We start from the raw sequence: 19,825 nt of genomic DNA, 5'->3' as shown, positions 1-19,825 counted from the left end.
AGGGCGGCCCCGGACATTGCGGGCCGCCTTTTGGGTAAGGAAAGACCATGTCCTGGACCGATGAGCGCGTCGAGTTGTTGAAGAAAATGTGGGGCGATGGCCAATCGGCCAGCCAGATCGCCAAGGAACTCGGCGGCGTGACGCGCAACGCCGTGATCGGCAAGGTCCATCGTCTGGGTCTGTCCAACCGTGCGGGCGCTGCCCCTGCCTCGGGTGCTGCCACGGCCGCACCGGCATCTGCCGCAGCCAAGCCCGAGGCCAAGGCCAAACCTGTGCCCAAGCCCGCAGAGGCCAAGTCCAAGCCGGCCGCCAAGCCAGCGCCGCGACCTGTCGAGGCGGATATGACGCCCGAGGACGATGAGGAGGACGAAGTTGATACCCGTCCGGTGACCGTCCCGCATACGCGCAAGGCCATTATCCCTGCAGGACAGCCTCTGCCGCCGCAGCCTTCCGCGAATGAAATCAGCCCCGAAGCGCTGGCCAAAGTCTCGGAGATCGAGAAGAAAGCCCGCCGCCTGACGCTGATGGAGTTGACGGAGCGGACCTGCAAATGGCCCGTAGGCGATCCCGCGACCGAGGATTTTTGGTTCTGCGGCCTGCCCACGCAGGCAGGCAAACCCTATTGCGAGGCCCATGTGGGCGTCGCGTTCCAGCCGATGTCCTCGCGGCGTGATCGCAAGCGGTAATCCGGTAATGTCCCTCGAAGGGATATTTTGGGGTTACTTTTTTATGAGTTGGCGGGACGCGTTAGGGATTTTTTTTACGGTTTCGGGTCGTGGTGTGGGCTTAGACCGAGGGTTTAGGGCTGCTTGCATGGGTTAACCTGCAGCTACTTAGGCGTGGCTGGCGTAAATTTTCTGGATGATTAGTCGGTTGTTGTGCGGACGGAACGGACGTTTGCTGCGTCTGCACAATAGCTGTCCGTGATCGCAGCTTTAGCAATCTGTTAGGCACTTGAGCGGACGTTCGCGCTGGCAGACTCGTTTACACCCACTGATTTTCATAGATGGGTCTGCGCAGGATACGTTTCTTCTGGAAAAGCCACATTTCAGCAGAGGTATAGCATTGGTTTGTGTGGGCTACGACCACATCCTACGGTATTTCGTTTGAACGGAAGCTTCGGTGAGCAACACTTGAACTTTGCACTGCGGCAAAGGGGACGGCAGCATTAGTGCCACTGCAAAAAGACCTTTCATGCAGCGGCATGCCTGAATGTTTCTGATGGCCTCCAACCCAACTTTGGAACCAAGACGCGCGGTCGCCGACACGCGGGGAGGCGATGCGACGGTTGTTCTGGGCAGTTTGTTGTTGGCCAGTCTTTGAACATTAGTTCGTGCCGCCGCGCCTTGATCCCGCGCGGGGGTCGCAAAAATCAAAAGGGCACCTGACGAGGTGCCCTTTGTCGTTTCAGCGCTGCAAACCGTTCAAGCCGCCTGTAGCCCTGCCATCACGCGCGACAGATGGTAGTCGGTGTCGCCCAACTGCGCGTCCAGCATGACCAGACGCTTGGCATAATGCGAGACGGGGTATTCCCATGTCATCGCGATACCGCCGTGCATCTGGATCGATTCCTCGGCCACCAGACGGGCCGCGCGGCCGATTAGGTTTTTCGCCATGGACACAAAGCGCGAAGCATCTGGGCCCTCCAACTCGGACGCCGCTTTGATCGTGATGGAGCGGGACTGTTCGATCTCGGTCAGCATGTCCACGGCGCGGTGTTGCAGCACCTGGAACTTGCCGATGGGCACGCCGAACTGTTTGCGTGTCCGCAGATAATCCAGCGTGATATCATGGGTCACTTCCATCACGCCGACGGCCTCGGCACACAAGGCCAAGGCTCCTGCATTCAGCGCATCGCTCAAAGCGTCCGACGCATCGGCCAGCAGCAGTTTGGCGGGCGTGTCGTCCAGTAACACCTCGGCAGCGCCGCCGCCATCCATCATCGGATAACCTGCAATCTGCGCGTCGCTGGCTTGCACCTCGAAAAGCGCAGGCTTGCCGTCCAACATGGCAGCAACAAGGATCACATCCGCCGCCTGCCCGCCATAGACCGAGGATTTGCGCCCCGACAGCACATGACCGTCGCCTTTGGCAGTGGCTGTACAGGCGATCTGGTCCAGCTCGTAGGGGGCTTCAACCTCGCCCACGGCAACGGCGTATTTCATAGCGCCGGACAGCAGCGCCTCCTGATCGGCACCTGCCTTGGTCATCAGGCGGCTGGCCATGGCGGCCCCCAGCATCGGTTCGGGGTTCAGCGCGCGACCCAATGCCTCGAACACGACCATCAGATCAAATCCGGTGCCGCCGAACCCGCCTGCATCCTCGGGCGCCAGCGCAAACAAAGCGCCCAGTTCGGCCATTTCGGTCCATTTCGCGGGATCATGGCAGGGCAGCGCATAGGCCACCTTGTTCCGGTGATCGACGGGGTACTTGTCGCCCAGATAGCGGGTCAGGCTGTCCTGCAGCATCCGGCGGTCTTCGGTCAGATTGAAATCCATCGGTTAAAGCTCCAGCATGGTTTTGGTCAGGATATTGCGCTGAATTTCGTTGGAACCGCCGAAGATCGAGGTCTTGCGGTTATTGAAATAGCGCGCAGCGTTGTTGGACGTGCCTTCCGGCCCGAACATGATATTGCCATCGGTAATCGAGCCGGGAAAGGGTGCCGCGACAGGGCCAAGCGCGCGGCGCGCAAGGTCCTTGAGTTCCTGATGGATCACCGTGCCCTTGATCTTGAGGATCGAGGTCTCCGGCCCCGGAGCGCCCTGCTGCTGCGCCTTGAAAAGCATCCGCAGGTTGGTGATCTTCATCGCCTCAAGGTCGATTTCGGCCTGTGCGATGCGCGCGGCAAACAGAGGGTCTTGGATCAGAGGACGACCGCCGCGCCGGATCTTGCGCGCCAGCGCCTTGACTTCTTCCAGCGACTGCATGGAAAAGCCAACACCCGCGATACCCGTGCGCTCATGCGTCAGCAAGAATTTAGCGATGGTCCAGCCTTTGTTTTCCTCGCCCACAAGGTTCGTGACGGGGACGCGGACATCGGTGAAGAACACTTCGTTCACCTCATGCCCGCCCTCGATCAGGCGGATCGGGCGCATCTCGATTCCGGGTGTGTCCAAGTCCACAAGGATAAAGCTGATACCTTCCTGCTGCTTTGCTTCGGGATCGGTGCGGCAAAGGCAGAAAATCTTGTTGGCGTGCTGGCCCAGCGTGGTCCATGTTTTCTGGCCGTTGATGACATATTCGTCACCATCCCGCACGGCGCGGGTTTTCAGGCTGGCAAGGTCCGATCCGGCACCCGGTTCGGAATAGCCCTGACACCACCAATCGGTGCCATCAAGGATGCGCGGCAGATAGTAGTCCTGCTGTTCCTTGGAGCCGAAGGCCTGCAGCACAGGCCCCAGCATGTTCAGCCCGAATGGAACGATACGCGGGGCATAGGCACGGCAGCATTCTTCCTCGAAGATATGTTTTTGCACCGGCGTCCAGCCGGGCCCGCCGAATTCGACGCCCCATGTGGTCGCAAGCCAGCCCTTGCGGTTCAGGATGGCATGCCATTCCTCGGCCATTTCCTTGGTCTGTTCGGTACCGTTACGCACAGCGTCGGAAATCTGCTTGGGCAGATTCTCGGCCAGATAGCTACGCACCTCTTCACGAAAGGCATTGTCTTCTGCGGAAAAACTCAGGTCCATTTCTCAGGCCTCCTTGTTCATGTCAGCAAAAGATGTGCCGCTCGCGGCCATCTTTTCAAGCAGTGCAGGCACCTGCCAATAGGTCGCATCTTCCTTTGCATAGGTCTTGATGCGCGCGACCAGTGCCTCCGCGCCGATTGTATCGGCGTAATGCAGCGGGCCTCCGCGATGGCGCGGGAAGCCATAGCCGAAAAGAAAGACCATATCGACATCAAGCGGGCGTTTGGCGGTACCATCCTCGACCACGCGGGCCGCCTCGCTGATCATGGCGGTCATGTAGCGATCCACGATGTCCTGATCGGTGAAACTGCGCGGGGTGACGCCCGCTTTGTCGCGTTCCTCGGCGATGAACGTGTCAACGGCGAGGTTGGGCGAGATATCCCTACTGTCATAGACGTAATATCCCTTGCCGGATTTGCGTCCGAACCAGCCTTCCTCGCAGATGCGATCCGCCACGGCACCGGCGTAGCGTTCATTCGGATCACGGGTGGCCGCTTTGCGCTTGCGGGTCATCCAGCCGATGTCGAGGCCGGCAAGGTCACCCACCTTGTGCGGACCCATGGCGAAACCGAAACCTTCCAGCGCGTTGTCCACCTGTTGCGGGGTCGCGCCATCAAGAACGAGATAGGCGGCGGTCTTGCTATAATGTGCCAGAATGCGATTGCCGATGAAGCCGTCGCAAACGCCCGCGCGCACGCCGACTTTGCCCAGCTTTTTCGCCAGCGCAAAGCCGCTGGCCACCACATCGGGTGCGGTCTTGTCGGCGACAACGATTTCCAGCAGGCGCATGACATGGGCAGGGCTGAAGAAATGCAGCCCTATCACATCCTGCGGGCGCGTGGTGCTGGCCGCGATCTCATCCACATCCAGATAGGAGGTGTTGGAAGCAAGGATAGCCCCTGCCTTGCAGATCTTGTCGAGCTTGCCGAAAATGTCTTTCTTGACGCCCATATCCTCGAATACCGCTTCGATCACCAGATCGACATCGGCCAGCGACTGCATGTCCAGCGAGGGTGTCAGCATTGCTTGCACGGCGTCGCGTTTATCCGTCTTGAGCTTGCCGCGCTTCACGGCACCGTCAAGATTGGATGTGATCGTTGCAACACCACGGTCCAACCCGTCCTGCGCGACCTCGATCAACGTGACTTTCAGACCCGCCAGCAGGCAGGCTGTCGCGATTCCCGACCCCATTGTGCCACCGCCGATGACACCGACATGGGCGATCTCGCGGGCAGGGCCTTTGGCCTCGGGAATATTGCTGACAGCGCGTTCACCGAAGAAGGCATGGATCAGCCCCGCGCGCTGTGGTGTGTCCATGCACTCCATGAACAGAGCGCGTTCGATCTTGAGGCCTGCCACCAAAGGCTCGGTTGACGCCGCCACCGCCTCGACACATTTATGGGGCGAGAAAAGATGGCCTTGCGTCTTTTGCAAATGCGCGGCGGTCTGGTCCAAAGCGCCCTGATCGGGAGTAACGGCAATCTGGTCGGTCCGGCGGGTCTGGAGTGTCCCGTCCAGAACGTCCTTTGCCGCCTTAAGCGCGATATCACGCGGCTCTCCTGCCTCAAGCCTGTCGATGATCCCAGCCTCCAAGGCTTCCTTGGCAGGAACCTGACGGCCTGAAAGAATCATTTCGAGTGCGAAAGGAATCCCCGCCAGACGGGGCATGCGTTGTGTCCCACCGGCACCGGGCAGCAGACCAAGCAGGATCTCGGGCAGACCGACGCGCAGATCTTCGATACCGATGCGGGCATGGGTGGACAGTCCCAGTTCCAGCCCACCGCCAAGTGCTGTGCCATGCAGAACGCTGATGACGGGAACGGATGATGCTTCGATGACGTTGAACACATCCGGTAATGCGGGTGGCACGAAAGGCTTGCCGAATTCGCGGATATCAGCACCGGCCACAAAGGTCCGTCCGGCGGCGTAGATCGCGATGACGCGTGCATTTCCTTCGGCGTTCAGCTTCTCAACCGCGTCCTGCAAGCCTTGCCGCACGGCCTGCCCCGTGGCGTTTACTGGCGGATTGTCGATGCAGATCAAGGCGATATCGCCGCTCATCTCGATTGAAATACAATCGTTTATCGCTGTGGTCTTAGACATTTTTTTCCTCCCGCATTGGTCGGAAACGGTAGTGTTTTGATCAAGACCCGTCAATCAGTGGAATACTGTTTTGCTTTGCGGAATTAGGTCTGTGACGCAACGACGCTCCACAATTTCCTGCGCGCGTTGCGTTTTTATTGGACCTGACCTGCTGCGCTTGCCTCAACTGATGATCTCGAACCGTGCCACGTCAACCAACCCGCGATCCGTGATCTTTAGCGCGGGAATGACGGGCAGTGCCAGAAAGGCCAGTTGCAGGAATGGCTCTTCCAGCGTCACACCTAGATCGCGGGCGGCAGCGCGCAGATCGACCAGCCTGTCGCGCACCTCCTCGAACGGGGCAAGGCTCATCAGGCCGGCAACAGGCAGGGCCAGTTCAGCCAGAACCCGACCGTCCCGCACTACGACAAATCCGCCCTCGATCTGGCCAAGCCGGTTCGCGGCCAACGCCATATCCTCGTAATCTACACCCACCACGGCAATATTGTGATGGTCGTGACAGACGGTCGAAGCGATGGCACCGCCTTGCAAGCCGAATCCGCGCACAAAACCGGTGGCGATATTGCCATTCTTGCCATGCCGTTCAACCACAGCGATCTTGACCAGATCGCGTGCAGGGTCGGGGCGCTTGTCACCGTCCGTGATCGGGATCACCTCTTGCAGATGTTCGGTGATAATCTTGCCCTCAAGTATACCGATCACGTCTGTCGCCTCGCGGTCGCCGCCCGTGCGGAAGTGCCGCGCGCTCATGGCTGGTGCCCTGACCGAAGACCGCCCGACGGGCGGGACCGAGGTGCGTTTGGCGAACGCTGCATCCGACACGTGCACGCCCCCGCAGAAAACCATGCGCACATCGCAAGCCGCCAGTGCGCCGACAGCAACGATATCAGCCCGTTTTCCCGGCGCAATCAGCCCGCGATCCTTCAACCCGAAAGCCTCGGCCGCAGAAAGGCTGGCGGCGCGGTAAGCGGCCAGCACAGGTACACCGCGCCCGATCAGGCTGCGGATCATGTAATCCAGATGCCCCTGTTCTGCGATATCCAGTGGATTGCGGTCATCGGTGCACAGGCACATGTAGGGGGCCGTTATCTCGGTCAGAAGGGGGGCGAGGGCGGCCATATCCTTGGAGACCGAGCCTTCGCGGATTAGGACGCGCAGACCCTTTTGCAACTTCTCGCGCGCCTCGGCCTCGGTCGTGGCTTCATGCTCGGTGCGGATACCGGCGACGATATAGCCGTTCAGGTCGCGGCCCGACAATTGCGGCGCGTGCCCGTCGATATGCCCGCCACGAAACAGATCAAGCTTGGCCAGAATACCTTTGTCACCCGCCAATACACCGGGATAGTTCATCATCTCGGCCAGACCGATACCGGATGGATGATCCATCAAAGCCACCAAATCAGCGGCTTCGATCCGCGCACCGGCGGTCTCCATCTCGGTCGAGGGCACGCAGGAGGACATCTGCACGCGGATATCCATGAGGCTGCGTTCGGCGGCCTGCTGGAAATAGCGGATACCATCCGTGCCGATGACATTGGCGATCTCGTGCGGGTCGCAGATCGCCGTCGTCACGCCATGCGGCGCCACGCAGCGGTCGAATTCCAGCGGTGTGACCAGCGAGCTTTCGATGTGCAGATGCGTGTCGATGAAACCAGGCACAAGGGTCAGACCCGTCACGTCGATGATCTGTGCCGCTTCATAGCTGTCACAAGTGCCCACGATCGTATCACCGAAGATCGCAACATCCCCTTCCAGCAATGCGCCGGTGACCAGATCCAGAACCCTGCCGCCGCGCAGCACGATATCTGCAGGGCTCTGACCTCGGCCTTGCGCAATCAGATCAGACACTGCTTTCATCGGCATTCCCCTTGAAGGTCTTCGGAACAAGACTGCCACAGCCCCGCGCCGGGGGCGAGGGGGGTATCCGCCTGCATGTCCGGTTCTGGATATTTGTCGCAAGAAGAAACGTGGCGTCAGGCCAAGCGTCTGTGCAGGGTTGCGCCCAGAGCACTGCCTGCAAAGATCAAGGCAGCGACACAGACGATACTGGGGCCCGTGGGCGTATCCATCATCAACGAGGCCTGCAATCCGCCCAGCACCGAAAGAGCGGCGACGACAACGGCGATTACCGCCATCCCTTCAGGCGTGCGAGCAAAAGGGCGCGCCGCAGCGGCAGGGATGATCAGAAGGGCGGCAATCAGCAGAACGCCCACCACCTTGATGGCGACCGCAACCACGACGGCCAGCGCCAGCGTCAGCACCAGTTGCTCGCGTTTGGGGTCGATCCCCGAAGCATGGGCCAGATCAGGGTTCAGAGTGGACGTCAGCAGTGCGGACCAGCGCCATGCCAGCAATCCAAGCACAAGACCTGCCCCGCCCCAGATAACCAGAAGATCGGTCTTGCCGACCGCCAGAATATCTCCGAACAGATAGGCCATCAGGTCGATCCTGACACCGCTAAGAAAGGAAACCGCCACCAGCCCGAAGGCCAGCGCGGAATGGGCCAGAACACCCAGCAAGGTATCCACCGCATAACCGCGCCCCGACAGGCCGGAAACAGCCAGCGCCATCAAAAGTGCCATGATCATGGCCCCCAGAAAAACCGAGAGCGACAAGGCCAGTGCTATGGCCACGCCAAGGATCGAGGCATGGGCCGTGGCATCGCCGAAATAGGCCATGCGCCGCCAGACCACGAAGCAACCCATCGGGGCTGCGGCCAAAGCAACGCCCAGTCCGGCAAGCGTGGAACGGATCAGAAAATCATCCAGCATCAGTGCACCTTGCTCCGCGTTGCCTGATGCAGCGGGATCGCGCCACTATCCGGGCTGCGACCGTGGCCGTGATCATGGTCGCACCCGTCGTCATGGCTGTGATTATGGTCATGCCGGTAAAGCGCCAGCGCGCCCTGGGTGCCGGTGCCGAAAAGGGCGCGGTATTCGGGAGCCGAGGCGACAATCTCGGGTGTGCCCTGACAACAGACATGGCCGTTCAGACAGATCACGCGGTCTGATGCGCTCATCACCACATGCAACTCGTGACTGACCATCAGAACCGCACAGCCAAGGCGGGCGCGCACCTCTTCGATCTGGCGGTAAAATGCGGCGGAGCCGGGCTGGTCCAACCCCTGTGTCGCTTCATCCAGCAGCAAAAGGTCAGGTTTGGCCAAAAGCGCCCGCGCCAGCATCACGCGCTGGAACTGACCGCCGGACAACTCTGTCATCTGCCGCGTGCTCAGGTCCGGCACGCCCGCCTGCTCAAGTGCGATAGCCACATCACGCGACTGCTGGCGGCGCGGCAGCGACATGAAGCGCGCGACGGTCATCGGCAGAGTAGGATCAATCGCCAGTTTTTGCGGCACATAGCCAATCGACAGACCCTCGGCGCGCGTCAGCTTGCCGCTAGCGACAGGCACAGCCCCGATCAGGGACCGCAGCAATGTCGATTTTCCTGACCCGTTCGGGCCGACTATCGTCACGATCTCGCCGCACGAGATGGTCATATCCACATGGTCGAGCACCTGATGCCCGCCATAGCGAACGCTCAGGTTCTGCACCTCGATCAGGCTCATGCTGCGACCCCGTCCTGACAGGCAGGGCAAAGCCCCTGCGCTTCGACTACTGTGCTTTCGATCACGAAACCCGCAGCCCGCGCCACCGATCCGAGCGAACCCTTGGCCGGTTCGGACTGCGTTTCCTGCACTACTCCGCATTTGCGGCAGATCAGGAAGGCCGGTGCATGTGTCGCATTGGGATGTGAGCAGGCGATATAGGCATTCAACCCCTCGATCTTGTGGGCAAAACCGTTGCTGACCAGAAAATCAAGGGCGCGGTAGGCCACGGGCGGCTGCGATCCCAGCCCTTCCGTTTCCAGACGGGCCAGAATGTCATAGGCGCCCAACGCCTTGTGCTGCTGCAGAAGTATCTCAAGCACCCTGCGGCGCACCGGCGTCAGGTTTAACTTGCGTTGCACGCAGGCATCTTCCGCCGCCGAAAGCGCGTCGGCGATGCAGTGGTCGTGATCGTGCGGGTCGAATCCGTGTGCAGTCATGATCCGTCCGACCTAAGTGATCAGGCAGGAATTTGCAATGTTATAACATTCGATTTGCAATGTTATAACATATCAGCTAGTGCATTGCCGTTACATATCCAACCAAGGGAAATCCCATGTTCCAGAAGCTCCGCCCTGTCTTTGCCATGCCCTGCATCGGCCTGATGGCCACCTTGCTGTCCAGCGCCGCAATCGCGGATGTGCCGAAAGTCGCCACGGATATCGCTCCGGTGCAGTCTCTGGTCTCGACGGTCATGGGCGATCTGGGGGCACCTGCCTTGATCGTACGCCCTGGTGCCACGCCGCACGGATATTCCATGCGCCCGTCCGAGGCACAAGCGCTAGAGGAGGCTGATCTGGTCATCTGGATCGGTGAGGGTTTGACCCCTTCGCTGGATGGCCCGATCGAAACGCTTGCAGACGATGCCCACAAGATTGAACTGATGTCGGTCAAGGGCACAATCCTTCATGAATATCGTGAGGGAGCAACTTTTGCTGCACATGACCACGGCGATCATGACGACCACGACCACGACCACGAAAAAGAAGCGGAGGGGCACGGCGACGATCATGAACATGATCACGCCGATGAGGCCGGGTCGGACGACCATCGCGACCATGACCATTCCGGCGCCGACACCCATGCCTGGCTTGATCCGGTGAACGCGCGCCTCTGGATAGGCGTGATTGCCGAAGAATTGTCAGAGCTGGACCCTGAAAATGCAGCAACCTATGCCGCAAACGCCGCGGCAGGTCAGGCGGAGCTCGAGGCGCTGGAAGAGGAGTTGCGCGCGAGTCTGGCCGACCTTGGTGATACCGGCTACGTCGTTTTCCACGACGCTTACCAGTATTTCGAACGCCGCTTCGGCCTGTCTGCGTCGGGGGCCATTTCGCTGAGCGATGCGTCATCCCCCAGCGCGGGTCGCATTGCCGAATTGCAAGCCGCTGTGGCCGAGATGGGGGCGATCTGTGTCTTCGCTGAACCCCAGTTCAACCGCAGCGTTGTCGATTCTGTATTCGCAGGCGCGGCCACTGTCGGCATGCTGGACCCACTGGGTTTCCAGATTGATCAGGGCCCCCGGCTGTATGCGCAGATGATGCGGAACATGGCGGCCGAATTTGTCTCGTGCCTTGGCACATAAACACCCAGTCCGGTTGGCGGGACCAAAGCTCAGCCAAAGCTGCGCCAGCCTTGTAGCCAGCGAGTAAGGGTAGTGATGGTGCAGGCTGTGGCAAAAACATAGGCGAGCGGGGCAAACAGCGCGGGCCAAAGACAGAAGGTAACGAAAAGCGCGATTGTCTCGGTGCCTTCTGTCAGCCCGCCAAGGTAGAAAATCCCCTTGGCGGGGTAGTCTTCGGTCCGCAAACCGCGCTGTCCGGCGATCACGGCAAAGGCCAGAAAGCTTGATCCGGTCCCGACGAATGCCGCGATCAGTACGGCGGCGGGCAGCGCATTGCTGGCTGGATCGGCCAAGGCAAACCCCAAAGGCACCAGCGCGTAGAAAACGAAATCCAGCGCGATATCAAGAAAAGCCCCGCGATCCGTGGGCTGACCCAACCTTGCCACCGCACCGTCCAGTCCGTCGGCCAGCCGGTTCAGCATGATCAGCGCCAGCGCCACACCATACCAGCCAAGCGCCAGCGCAGGCACGGCAAAGAGACCTATTCCGAACCCCGCCAGCGTGATCCGGTCCGCGCAAATTCCACGCCGATGCAACGCCTGCGCCAAAGGCTGCAACAGGCGGCGCTGCGCGGGCAGGATCAGCGCGTCGATCATGGTCTTGTCCTCCGGAACATGGAATGCCGCCTTCTAACCCGAAGCGCCACCACCTGTCTTGTCCGATGCAACACATCTCCGTCATCACGACGGCTAAACCGCTCTATACAAGCATGAAATGGCGGTCTAGCGTCGCGCCATGGGAATTGACGCACTCGACAGCCGCTATTCATGGACACGCCTTGCCGTGTCGCTTCTGATCGCCACGATCGGGAATGTCGGTATGTGGGCGATCATTGTCATCATGCCCGCGATGCAGGCTGAATTCCAGACGGCAAGGGCAGATGCATCCCTGCCCTACACGCTGACCATGATCGGCTTTGCGCTTGGCAATCTGGTGATCGGGCGCGCGGTGGACCGTTTTGGAATCACGCTGGCGCTGTCAGCTTCGGCCTTGCTGATCGGCTCGGGTTTCGGACTGGCTTCGGTCGCGGGGTCGGTCTGGACGCTGACATTCCTGCAATTCGTGATCGGCTTCGGCACGGCGGCAAGTTTCGGCCCGCTAATCGCCGATATCTCGTTATGGTTTCTCAAGCGGCGCGGGATCGCGGTGGCGATTGCGGCCAGCGGCAACTACCTGTCGGGGGCGATCTGGCCCATGCTGCTGGCAGGTGTGCTGGAGGAAAACGGCTGGCGCGCTGTTTATATGGTGCTTGCTTTCGTGACCGTTGCGGGGGTGATCCCTCTATCGCTGCTGCTGCGCGAACGCGTCCCGCTGGAAGCCAGCGCGCATTCCGACAGCATCACGGCATCGCGGGCAAAATCGGCAGGATTTTCGCCGCGTGCGCTGATGTGGCTGCTGGGGCTGGCGGGGATCGGCTGCTGCGTCGCAATGTCCATGCCGCAGGTGCATATCGTGGCCTATTGCGTCGATCTGGGCTACGGGCCTGCCGTCGGGGCCGAGATGCTGTCGCTGATGCTGCTGGGCGGCGTCGCGTCGCGGATTGTGTCGGGCCTGCTGGCTGACCGTCTGGGCGGGGTCATGACCCTGCTGATCGGATCGGCCCTGCAATGTCTGGCTCTGTTTCTCTATCTGCCTGCTGGTGGGCTGGTATCGCTTTATCTGGTCAGTCTAGTCTTTGGCCTCAGCCAAGGCGGGATCGTGCCCAGTTACGCGGTGATCGTGCGCGAATACATGCCCGCGCGTGAAGCAGGCGCACGGGTCGGTTTTGTGATCATGGCAACGATTGTGGGCATGGCGATTGGCGGCTGGATGTCGGGCTGGATCTATGACCTGACGGGCAGTTACCGGATGGCCTTCATCAACGGGATCGCGTGGAACTTCCTGAATATCGGGATCATGCTGTTGATCCTGACGCGCTCGCGCCGCGCGATGCGGTTGGCGGCAGCGTAGACGCTAAAGACCGGGCACACCGCCCAGATGCGCCTCGCCACGCTGGCGGGCCAAGGCAATCTGTTTCTGGCGCTCGCGAAAGCGGGCCTTGTCCTCTTCCGAGGTCTCGTCCACGCATTGATGGCAGGCAACGCCTTGTTCGAATGCGGGATGGTCACGATCCGCAGGCAGGATCGGGCGCCGGCAGGCATGGCACAGCAGATGCGGACCTTCCTTGAGGCCATGCCCGACCGAGACTCGGCGATCAAAGACGAAACACTCACCCTGCCATGTGCTGTCGTCGGCGGGCACTTCCTCAAGGTATTTCAGGATACCACCTTTCAGGTGATAAACCTCCTCGACCCCCTGCCCCAGCAGGTAGTTCGTGCTTTTCTCACAGCGGATACCGCCTGTGCAGAACATGGCAATTCGCTTGTTGTGGAAGCGGTGCTTGTTCGCCTCCCACCATGCCGGAAAATCACGGAAACTGGCGGTTTCGGGATCGACCGCGCCCTGAAACGTGCCGATCGCCACTTCGTAGTCATTGCGCGTGTCGATTACGGCCACATCGGGCGCGGTGATCAGTGCGTTCCATGCGGCGGGCTCCACATAGTGGCCCACGCGCGCCAGAGGATCGACATCCGGCTGGCCCATCGTCACGATTTCGCGCTTCAACCGCACTTTCATACGCGCAAATGGCGGTGCACTGGCGGTGCTTTCCTTCCATTCGAGATTCGCACAACCCGGCAAGGCACGGATATGCCCCAGCACCGCGTCAATCCCTTCGCGGTTGCCCGCAATGGTGCCGTTGATCCCTTCACGCGCAAGCAACAGCGTGCCGGTGACGCCCTGCGCGCAGCACAGTTGCGCCAGCGCGGGTTTGATCGCGGCAGGGTCGTCGAAACGGGTGAAGTGGTAGAGTGCGGCAACGGTGAACATGGGCCGCGATGTAATCCCGGATCACGCGCCGCGCAAGCCATGTCAACGCCGCACCATTGACGCCTCTGTCGCAGCACCGTACCCCTATCCCGCAAAGACGGAGACCCCTATGTCCGATACTGACCACGCCCTGCTGGTGATAGATGTGCAAAACGATTTCTGCCCCGGCGGTGCATTGGCCGTGCCCGAGGGTGACCAGATCGTGCCCGGTATCAACGCCCTGATGCAGAACATTCCTTGTGTGATCCTGACACAGGATTGGCATCCCTCGGATCACGCCTCTTTCGCGTCGGAACATCCCGGTGCGGCCGCCTATGACATGGTGGATATGCCCTACGGGCCGCAAGTTCTCTGGCCGGATCACTGCATTCAGGGCAGCGCCGGTGCGGTCTTCCATCCCGATCTGGAGATCGACCCTGCCGACCTGATCATCCGCAAGGGCTTCCGCCGTGCCATCGACAGCTATTCGGCGTTTTTCGAGAATGACCAGACCACGCCCACAGGGCTAGAAGGGTATCTCAGGACTCGCGGCATCAAGCGGTTGACGCTGGCGGGCCTTGCTACCGATTTCTGCGTCGCTTTTTCCGCGCTCGATGCCGCTGGTCTTGGCTTTGATGTCACCGTGCAGATGGATCTGTGCCGCGCGATTGACCTGAACGGCTCGCTGGACAAAGCAACCAATGCGATGCGCGCGGCGGGTGTCAGGCTGGTCTGACGCGGCTTGCGCCCTGACCCCGCCTTTGCTTTAACCGCGAGGCACATGAACGGAGCCACCCCATGGTCGATATCGCAACCCGCGTCTGGAATCACCGCTGGAAGATCGACCCGATTGTGCGGTCCCTGATCGACACGGATTTCTACAAGCTGCTGATGTGCCAGTCGGTGTTCCGCAACAAGCCGGATACGCAGGTCACCTTCAGCCTGATCAACCGCTCGACCCATGTGCCGCTTGCCAAGCTGATCGACGAGGGCGAGCTGCGCGAGCAACTGGATCACATCCGGTCGCTGTCGCTGACCCGCGGGGAAAGCACCTATCTGCGTGGCAACACCTTTTACGGCAAACGGCAGATGTTCCGCCCCGACTTCATGGAATGGTTCGAGGCGTTGCGCCTGCCGCCCTATCATCTGGAGCGGAAGGGCGACCAGTATGAACTGACCTTCGAGGGCAACTGGCCCGAGGTGATGATGTGGGAAATCCCCGCTTTGGCTGTGCTGATGGAATTGCGCGGGCGCGCGGTGCTGAACACGATGGGCCGGTTCGAACTGCAAGTGCTTTACGCCCGCGCCATGACCAAACTATGGGAAAAGGTCGAAGCGCTGCGTGCTGTGGACGGGTTGCGTCTGGCCGATTTCGGCACAAGGCGGCGTCATTCCTATCTTTGGCAGGATCGCTGCGTGCAGGCCCTGATCGAAGGCTTGGGCGAGAAATTCGTGGGCACCTCGAACTGCCACATCGCCATGAAACGCGATATCGAGGCGATCGGCACCAACGCCCATGAATTGCCAATGGTCTATGCCGCGCTGGCCGAGGATGATACGGCCTTGCGTGACGCGCCATACAAGGTCCTGGCGGACTGGCACGAGGAACATGACGGCAATTTGCGGATCATCCTGCCGGACACCTACGGCACCAAAGGCTTCCTTGACCACGCCCCCGACTGGCTGGCGGGCTGGACCGGCATCCGCATCGACAGCGGCGATCCTGCGGCAGGGGCCGAGGTCGCCATCGACTGGTGGAAAAGCCGTGGCGAAGACCCGCGCCAGAAGCTGGTGATCTTTTCCGACGGGCTGGACGTAGCCAAGATCGCCGAACTGCAAAAGCAGTTCGCAGGCCGTGTGCGCCCTTCGTTCGGCTGGGGCACGCTGTTGACCAACGATTTTCGCGGACTGGTGGCCGATGATGCGCTGGCCCCGTTCAGTCTGGTGTGCAAGGCTGTGTCAGCCAACGGGCGGCCAACGGTCAAACTTTCGGACAATCCCAACAAGGCGATGGGTCCGACAGACGAGATTGACCGCTACAAGCGCGTTTTCGGCGTCGGCGACCAGACGGCCATGGATGTGCTTGTTTAGCGAGAGCCTGAAGGGGCCGCTGCGATCACCTCGATCTCGACCTTGAATTCGGGGCGGGTAAAGCCCGATACGATCAGCAGGGTCGATGTGGGCAGGCGCGTCGCTTGCGCCAGAAATTCATCCCGCGCCTGCATGTAACCCGCCATATGCGCGCGGTCGGTAACATAAGCCGCCAGATGCATCACATCGACCGCCGCCATTCCGGCCTCGGCCAGTATGGCAGTGATATTGTCAAAGCAGATGCAGGCCTGATCATAGGCGCTATCAGGAACGGTGCCATCCACCGCCAGCCCCAACTGGCCAGAGGTACGCGCGATGCGCCAACCGGCGGGCAGTTCGACACCGTGGGCATAGCGGGCAAAAGGAGGGGCGATACTGGCGGGCGCAAGCTGGCGCATGGTCTGGGGTGTCCTGACAGGCAAAGGATGTCCATGCAAGCCTAGCCAGCCGCAGCATGGCCCCGCAAGGCCCGAGGACGCCCGACCGGGCGGATCGCAGGGGCTTGCCAGCAATTGCACAAACCGCAGGCATAAGGATTACAGATCAACGACGATCACACCGTCCTTCTCGGCCGCGCGACTTTGGCACAGGATGATCGCGCCTTTGCGCTGCGCTTTCGACAGCACGAAATCACGATGTTCGACCGCACCCGACACCAGCCCGCATTTACATACGCCGCAAATACCGTCGGCACATTTGACATCAACGGCAATACCCGCCTCGGACAGCACATCGGTCGCGCTGCGATCTGCAGGCACCGGCAGATCCCGTCCCGACCGCACAAGACGCAAGGTAAAGGGGTGGTTCACGTGATCGGGCACTTCGGGCACCGCGAAATATTCCAGATGCCGCGCCTCGTCCGGATAGCCCTGCCGCGCAGCGGCCGCGATCACTGCATCCATGTAGCGGGTAGGACCGCAGGTATAGACATGCCAACCAGCTTTGTAGCCTGACAGCACCGCATCCAGATCGGTGCGACTGCCTTCATCCGAGACATGCAGATGGACTTTGTCGGCCCAATCTACGGCGGCCAGATCATCCAGATACCCCGCTGCCGCGCGGCTGGCGCAGGAATAGTGCAGGGCAAAATCACGGCCAAGCGCGTGCAGGCGATGGGCGAATGCGATCATCGGGGTGATCCCGATACCGCCCCCCATCAGCAACGTCTTGACCGCATCCTCGGCCAGTTCGAAATGGTTGATCGGCTTCGAGATGAACACCCGCCGCCCCTTCGTGAAAATCCGGTGCATCAGCTTCGACCCACCGCGCCCACCATCTTCGCGCAGAACCCCGATCTGGTAGCGCGACCGGTCCGCCGGATCGCCCGACATCGAATATTGCCGCAAGTATTCGGGAGCCACGACGATATCCAGATGCGCGCCGGCGGTCCATTCGGGCAGGTCACTACCATCGGGGCGCATGAATTCGAACTTGGTTACGTCGGGGCTCATGCGCACAACGTCCGACACGGTGACCGCGATCACCGGCGCATCCTGCGGCACGATGTAGCGATGGACATGGCTGTCATCACCCGATGCCAGCCGCGCGCGATAGTCGCTTGCCGAAACCATTGCCTGATAGGCCGCGATACCAGCCTCGCGATCCATCGGATCGGGATAGGGCCACGGATGCGGGGCCAAGGGGGCTGGATAGACCGCCAAAGTCTGGTCCTCATAGCGCAGAACCAGATCCTTTTGCAGATCGCGTCTGTTCACCGGATGACGTGTCGGGCGATAGCCACCATCCTCTTCGATCTCGATATCCCACCACCACGCCTTGACCGGATTGAGCCCGCCTTTGCCCAGCGCATCATCCAGCCGCGCCAGTGCGGGGGCCGCTGCGGGAATGGTCATCGCCGCCCAGCGAAACGGCTTTTCGGCAAACAGGCCCTCAAGGTTCCAAGGGCAGGTTTTCATGCAGCGCCCGCACATCGCACCGCCCGGTGTCGTGATACGGTAAGTCGCGCATTTCTGGCTGTCGGATTTCCAGATCTCGTAGCCGTTGAACATCAGCTTGGGACCGGCAGTGATTGCGCCTGACGGGCATTCTCGCGCGCATTTATTGCATGACTCGCAGAAACGCTGCAATCCAAAGTCGATCGGGCGATCATGAGCCAATGGCAGATCGGTGCTCACCACACCCGATTTCAAACGCGGGCCGAGGAACGGGTTGAGGATCACCTCGCCGATGCGACTGACCTCGCCCAGTCCTGACAACAACAGCAGCGGCGGTTGCAACACTTCTCCATCCATCACGCTATGCGCCTTGGCCTTGTAACCCAGGTTGCGTATCTGCTGCGCGATGACACCGCCCAGCAGCGAAAACCGCAGATAGGCGCGCATGGATTGCGCCACGCTGATCCAGTCGTCGCCCGACGCGCCCTCCATCGTCTCAAAGCCTTGATCAATGATCATGCTGATCGCCTGATCATGGGGCGGATCAATCGGCGCGCCCGTCGCGTCATGCGAATACCACGCCCAGTCGGGACAGCGCGAAATGCCAACCGCGTCGACGCCAAGGAAATAGGCGGCCGCTTTGACCAGATCGGCAGCTTTCGCCGGATCAAGCACAGCCCTTTCGCGCACCGGCTCACCATCCTGCAACAGCACAAAAGCCCCGAGAACGCGGCGTTGTGCAGAACTGGGGGCGGATTTGCGGACATAGTGCCCACCCGTCGCACCCTTTTGCGCGGCTTTGCCCATATCGCCGAATTGCGCACGGGCAAACAGGTCGGCGCGTTTGGGCACACGGGCGACACGCGGCTCGTCGATATAGGTTGTGGGTCTATCTACGCGTTTCAACGTCTCGAACGGATGCGCACCCATCGCATAGGCGCGTTTGCGATAGGGGTCGCGGTTCAAGGCCGATTTGGCGAAGCCCTTGCCCAGCCACCACGCGGGGCCTTGCGTGCGGAACCACGGTTGCTGCGCCATCGGGGCAAGCGGGCTGTCATGGGCCAGATCCATCGTGGTGGTGACCGCCGCCAGACCAAATCGCGTACCAAGCCACGGCACAACCAAAGCGCCTGCTTCATCCGTGGCCAGCCCTGCCGCAACCCCCAGACGGTGCAGATCGACATCGGTTGTCGTGCCGCTATGGGCGCAAGCGTCGAAACCCAGAAGGCGGATGTAATTGGCCAGAACAACAGCAGTTTCGGCCCCGCGCAGACAGGCGCGATGCGCCTGCGCATCTGTGATCCAGTCTGCCCCCGCTTCATCCGGGTTCGGATCGCGGTGATGCTCGTAGACCAACACCAGCGCTGTATGGTGCCCCTCGATTCCACGGGGCGGCGACTCCATCGACTCTTTCAGATCGGCCATGATCATGTCGATGCCAGAGGCAAGAGTCTTGGTCTGCCGGGTTCTCAGATCATGCGCCAGCCGGTCGATATCGGCATTGCGGCGGGGCTGGTTCAACAGGGCGGCAACCGGAACAGGGCCGATCCCCACCATCGAGGCGTCCGAGAAATAACCGAACGCTTTCAGATGGTTGGCGCGCTCCGCAGGATCGGCAGGAATGTCAGCTTTGGCACGATTGACCAGGCCGTCGCGGATTGCGTCCAGCATTGCCTGATATTCGCCCATCGCATTGACAATGCTTTGCGGCGTATGAGGCCGCTCAAAGGCCAGCGCGGGCATCGGCTGCATGGCCGACAGATCCGTCAGGTCATGCCGCCGCGCCAACCGCTCCAGCGGATAGGGACCCAGATGCACGGGCCTGTCACGATCCGAGAAAAAACGCAGCCCCATCCATCCCCCCTGTTCGTCCCCCTGGGCAGTCAAGGCCAATGCGGCGGGGGTGTAAAGGGGCCAAGCAGACCAAGCTCCACGATAATGTGTTGGCGTGCTTGTTGACGAATGTATTCAG

The 19,825-nt window shown here is 60.9% G+C and carries 16 protein-coding genes; 5 read left to right on the top strand and 11 right to left on the bottom strand.

Annotation, left to right across the window (positions count from 1 at the left end; all coding sequences use genetic code 11):
- The first annotated feature begins 47 nt into the window (after positions 1-47).
- A complete protein-coding gene (locus K7H22_RS12305; RefSeq protein WP_230801143.1) occupies positions 48-686 on the top strand; it encodes a GcrA family cell cycle regulator in 639 nt (212 codons plus the stop codon).
- A gap of 738 nt (positions 687-1,424) precedes the next feature.
- On the opposite strand, the gene K7H22_RS12300 is transcribed toward K7H22_RS12305, so the two are convergent.
- The 7 genes from K7H22_RS12300 to K7H22_RS12270 form a co-directional block, all read right to left on the bottom strand.
- Positions 1,425-2,498, bottom strand: coding sequence for an acyl-CoA dehydrogenase family protein (locus K7H22_RS12300; RefSeq protein WP_230801142.1), 1,074 nt, complete (start codon positions 2,496-2,498; stop codon positions 1,425-1,427).
- A gap of 3 nt (positions 2,499-2,501) precedes the next feature.
- Complete coding sequence (locus tag K7H22_RS12295; RefSeq protein WP_230801141.1) at positions 2,502-3,689, bottom strand: acyl-CoA dehydrogenase family protein; 1,188 nt, start codon at positions 3,687-3,689, stop codon at positions 2,502-2,504.
- 3 nt (positions 3,690-3,692) lie between these two features.
- The gene (locus tag K7H22_RS12290) at positions 3,693-5,792 is read right to left on the bottom strand and encodes a 3-hydroxyacyl-CoA dehydrogenase NAD-binding domain-containing protein (protein ID WP_230801140.1); all 2,100 of its coding nucleotides are present in this window, start codon (positions 5,790-5,792) and stop codon (positions 3,693-3,695) included.
- Positions 5,793-5,954: 162 nt separating this feature from the next.
- Positions 5,955-7,649, bottom strand: coding sequence for an adenine deaminase (ade, locus tag K7H22_RS12285; protein ID WP_230801139.1), 1,695 nt, complete (start codon positions 7,647-7,649; stop codon positions 5,955-5,957).
- 116 nt (positions 7,650-7,765) lie between these two features.
- A complete protein-coding gene (locus K7H22_RS12280; RefSeq protein ID WP_230801138.1) occupies positions 7,766-8,563 on the bottom strand; it encodes a metal ABC transporter permease in 798 nt (265 codons plus the stop codon).
- The gene (locus K7H22_RS12275) at positions 8,563-9,360 is read right to left on the bottom strand and encodes a metal ABC transporter ATP-binding protein (RefSeq protein ID WP_230801137.1); all 798 of its coding nucleotides are present in this window, start codon (positions 9,358-9,360) and stop codon (positions 8,563-8,565) included. The genes K7H22_RS12280 and K7H22_RS12275 overlap by 1 nt, the downstream gene beginning before the upstream one ends.
- On the bottom strand, positions 9,357-9,839 hold the full coding sequence (locus K7H22_RS12270) for a transcriptional repressor (RefSeq protein ID WP_230801136.1): 483 nt from the start codon (positions 9,837-9,839) through the stop codon (positions 9,357-9,359). Before K7H22_RS12270 ends, K7H22_RS12275 begins: the two co-directional genes overlap by 4 nt.
- A 116-nt stretch (positions 9,840-9,955) precedes the next feature.
- Here K7H22_RS12270 and K7H22_RS12265 point away from each other — a divergent pair, with 116 nt between their 5' ends.
- The gene (locus tag K7H22_RS12265) at positions 9,956-10,981 is read left to right on the top strand and encodes a zinc ABC transporter substrate-binding protein (protein ID WP_230801135.1); all 1,026 of its coding nucleotides are present in this window, start codon (positions 9,956-9,958) and stop codon (positions 10,979-10,981) included.
- Between the two features lie 29 nt (positions 10,982-11,010).
- Here K7H22_RS12265 and K7H22_RS12260 read toward each other — a convergent pair whose 3' ends face one another.
- Complete coding sequence (locus K7H22_RS12260) at positions 11,011-11,616, bottom strand: CDP-alcohol phosphatidyltransferase family protein (RefSeq protein WP_230801134.1); 606 nt, start codon at positions 11,614-11,616, stop codon at positions 11,011-11,013.
- A 139-nt stretch (positions 11,617-11,755) separates the two neighbouring features.
- Here K7H22_RS12260 and K7H22_RS12255 point away from each other — a divergent pair, with 139 nt between their 5' ends.
- Positions 11,756-12,970, top strand: coding sequence for an MFS transporter (locus K7H22_RS12255; protein WP_230801133.1), 1,215 nt, complete (start codon positions 11,756-11,758; stop codon positions 12,968-12,970).
- Between the two features lie 3 nt (positions 12,971-12,973).
- Here the strand turns inward: K7H22_RS12255 and K7H22_RS12250 are convergent, their stop codons facing one another.
- Entirely contained in the window at positions 12,974-13,888 is a 915-nt protein-coding gene (locus K7H22_RS12250; protein WP_230801132.1) for a rhodanese-related sulfurtransferase, read from the bottom strand.
- A 109-nt stretch (positions 13,889-13,997) separates the two neighbouring features.
- Here K7H22_RS12250 and pncA point away from each other — a divergent pair, with 109 nt between their 5' ends.
- Positions 13,998-14,603, top strand: coding sequence for a bifunctional nicotinamidase/pyrazinamidase (gene pncA, locus K7H22_RS12245; protein WP_230801131.1), 606 nt, complete (start codon positions 13,998-14,000; stop codon positions 14,601-14,603).
- 62 nt (positions 14,604-14,665) lie between these two features.
- Positions 14,666-15,958 (top strand): nicotinate phosphoribosyltransferase, encoded by a 1,293-nt coding sequence (pncB, locus tag K7H22_RS12240; RefSeq protein ID WP_230801130.1) that lies wholly within the window; start codon positions 14,666-14,668, stop codon positions 15,956-15,958.
- Here the strand turns inward: pncB and K7H22_RS12235 are convergent.
- A complete protein-coding gene (locus tag K7H22_RS12235; RefSeq protein WP_230801129.1) occupies positions 15,955-16,356 on the bottom strand; it encodes a RidA family protein in 402 nt (133 codons plus the stop codon). The genes pncB and K7H22_RS12235 overlap by 4 nt on opposite strands.
- Before the next feature lie 138 nt (positions 16,357-16,494).
- Positions 16,495-19,707 (bottom strand): 2Fe-2S iron-sulfur cluster-binding protein, encoded by a 3,213-nt coding sequence (locus K7H22_RS12230; RefSeq protein ID WP_230801128.1) that lies wholly within the window; start codon positions 19,705-19,707, stop codon positions 16,495-16,497.
- Between the last annotated feature and the right edge of the window lie 118 nt (positions 19,708-19,825).

Source organism: Seohaeicola saemankumensis, assembly GCF_021021435.1.
Classification (GTDB): Bacteria; Pseudomonadota; Alphaproteobacteria; order Rhodobacterales; family Rhodobacteraceae; genus Seohaeicola.
The sequence above is the reverse complement of the archived record's forward strand: the minus strand, read 5'-3'. Positions and strand labels throughout refer to the sequence as shown.

Coding starts and splice junctions, on each gene's coding strand:
- K7H22_RS12305 (WP_230801143.1), top strand. CDS start 48: ATGTCCTGGACCGATGAGCGCGTCGAGTTGTTGAAGAAAATGTGGGGC.
- K7H22_RS12300 (WP_230801142.1), bottom strand. CDS start 2,498: ATGGATTTCAATCTGACCGAAGACCGCCGGATGCTGCAGGACAGCCTG.
- K7H22_RS12295 (WP_230801141.1), bottom strand. CDS start 3,689: ATGGACCTGAGTTTTTCCGCAGAAGACAATGCCTTTCGTGAAGAGGTG.
- K7H22_RS12290 (WP_230801140.1), bottom strand. CDS start 5,792: ATGTCTAAGACCACAGCGATAAACGATTGTATTTCAATCGAGATGAGC.
- ade (WP_230801139.1), bottom strand. CDS start 7,649: ATGAAAGCAGTGTCTGATCTGATTGCGCAAGGCCGAGGTCAGAGCCCT.
- K7H22_RS12280 (WP_230801138.1), bottom strand. CDS start 8,563: ATGCTGGATGATTTTCTGATCCGTTCCACGCTTGCCGGACTGGGCGTT.
- K7H22_RS12275 (WP_230801137.1), bottom strand. CDS start 9,360: ATGAGCCTGATCGAGGTGCAGAACCTGAGCGTTCGCTATGGCGGGCAT.
- K7H22_RS12270 (WP_230801136.1), bottom strand. CDS start 9,839: ATGACTGCACACGGATTCGACCCGCACGATCACGACCACTGCATCGCC.
- K7H22_RS12265 (WP_230801135.1), top strand. CDS start 9,956: ATGTTCCAGAAGCTCCGCCCTGTCTTTGCCATGCCCTGCATCGGCCTG.
- K7H22_RS12260 (WP_230801134.1), bottom strand. CDS start 11,616: ATGATCGACGCGCTGATCCTGCCCGCGCAGCGCCGCCTGTTGCAGCCT.
- K7H22_RS12255 (WP_230801133.1), top strand. CDS start 11,756: ATGGGAATTGACGCACTCGACAGCCGCTATTCATGGACACGCCTTGCC.
- K7H22_RS12250 (WP_230801132.1), bottom strand. CDS start 13,888: ATGTTCACCGTTGCCGCACTCTACCACTTCACCCGTTTCGACGACCCT.
- pncA (WP_230801131.1), top strand. CDS start 13,998: ATGTCCGATACTGACCACGCCCTGCTGGTGATAGATGTGCAAAACGAT.
- pncB (WP_230801130.1), top strand. CDS start 14,666: ATGGTCGATATCGCAACCCGCGTCTGGAATCACCGCTGGAAGATCGAC.
- K7H22_RS12235 (WP_230801129.1), bottom strand. CDS start 16,356: ATGCGCCAGCTTGCGCCCGCCAGTATCGCCCCTCCTTTTGCCCGCTAT.
- K7H22_RS12230 (WP_230801128.1), bottom strand. CDS start 19,707: ATGGGGCTGCGTTTTTTCTCGGATCGTGACAGGCCCGTGCATCTGGGT.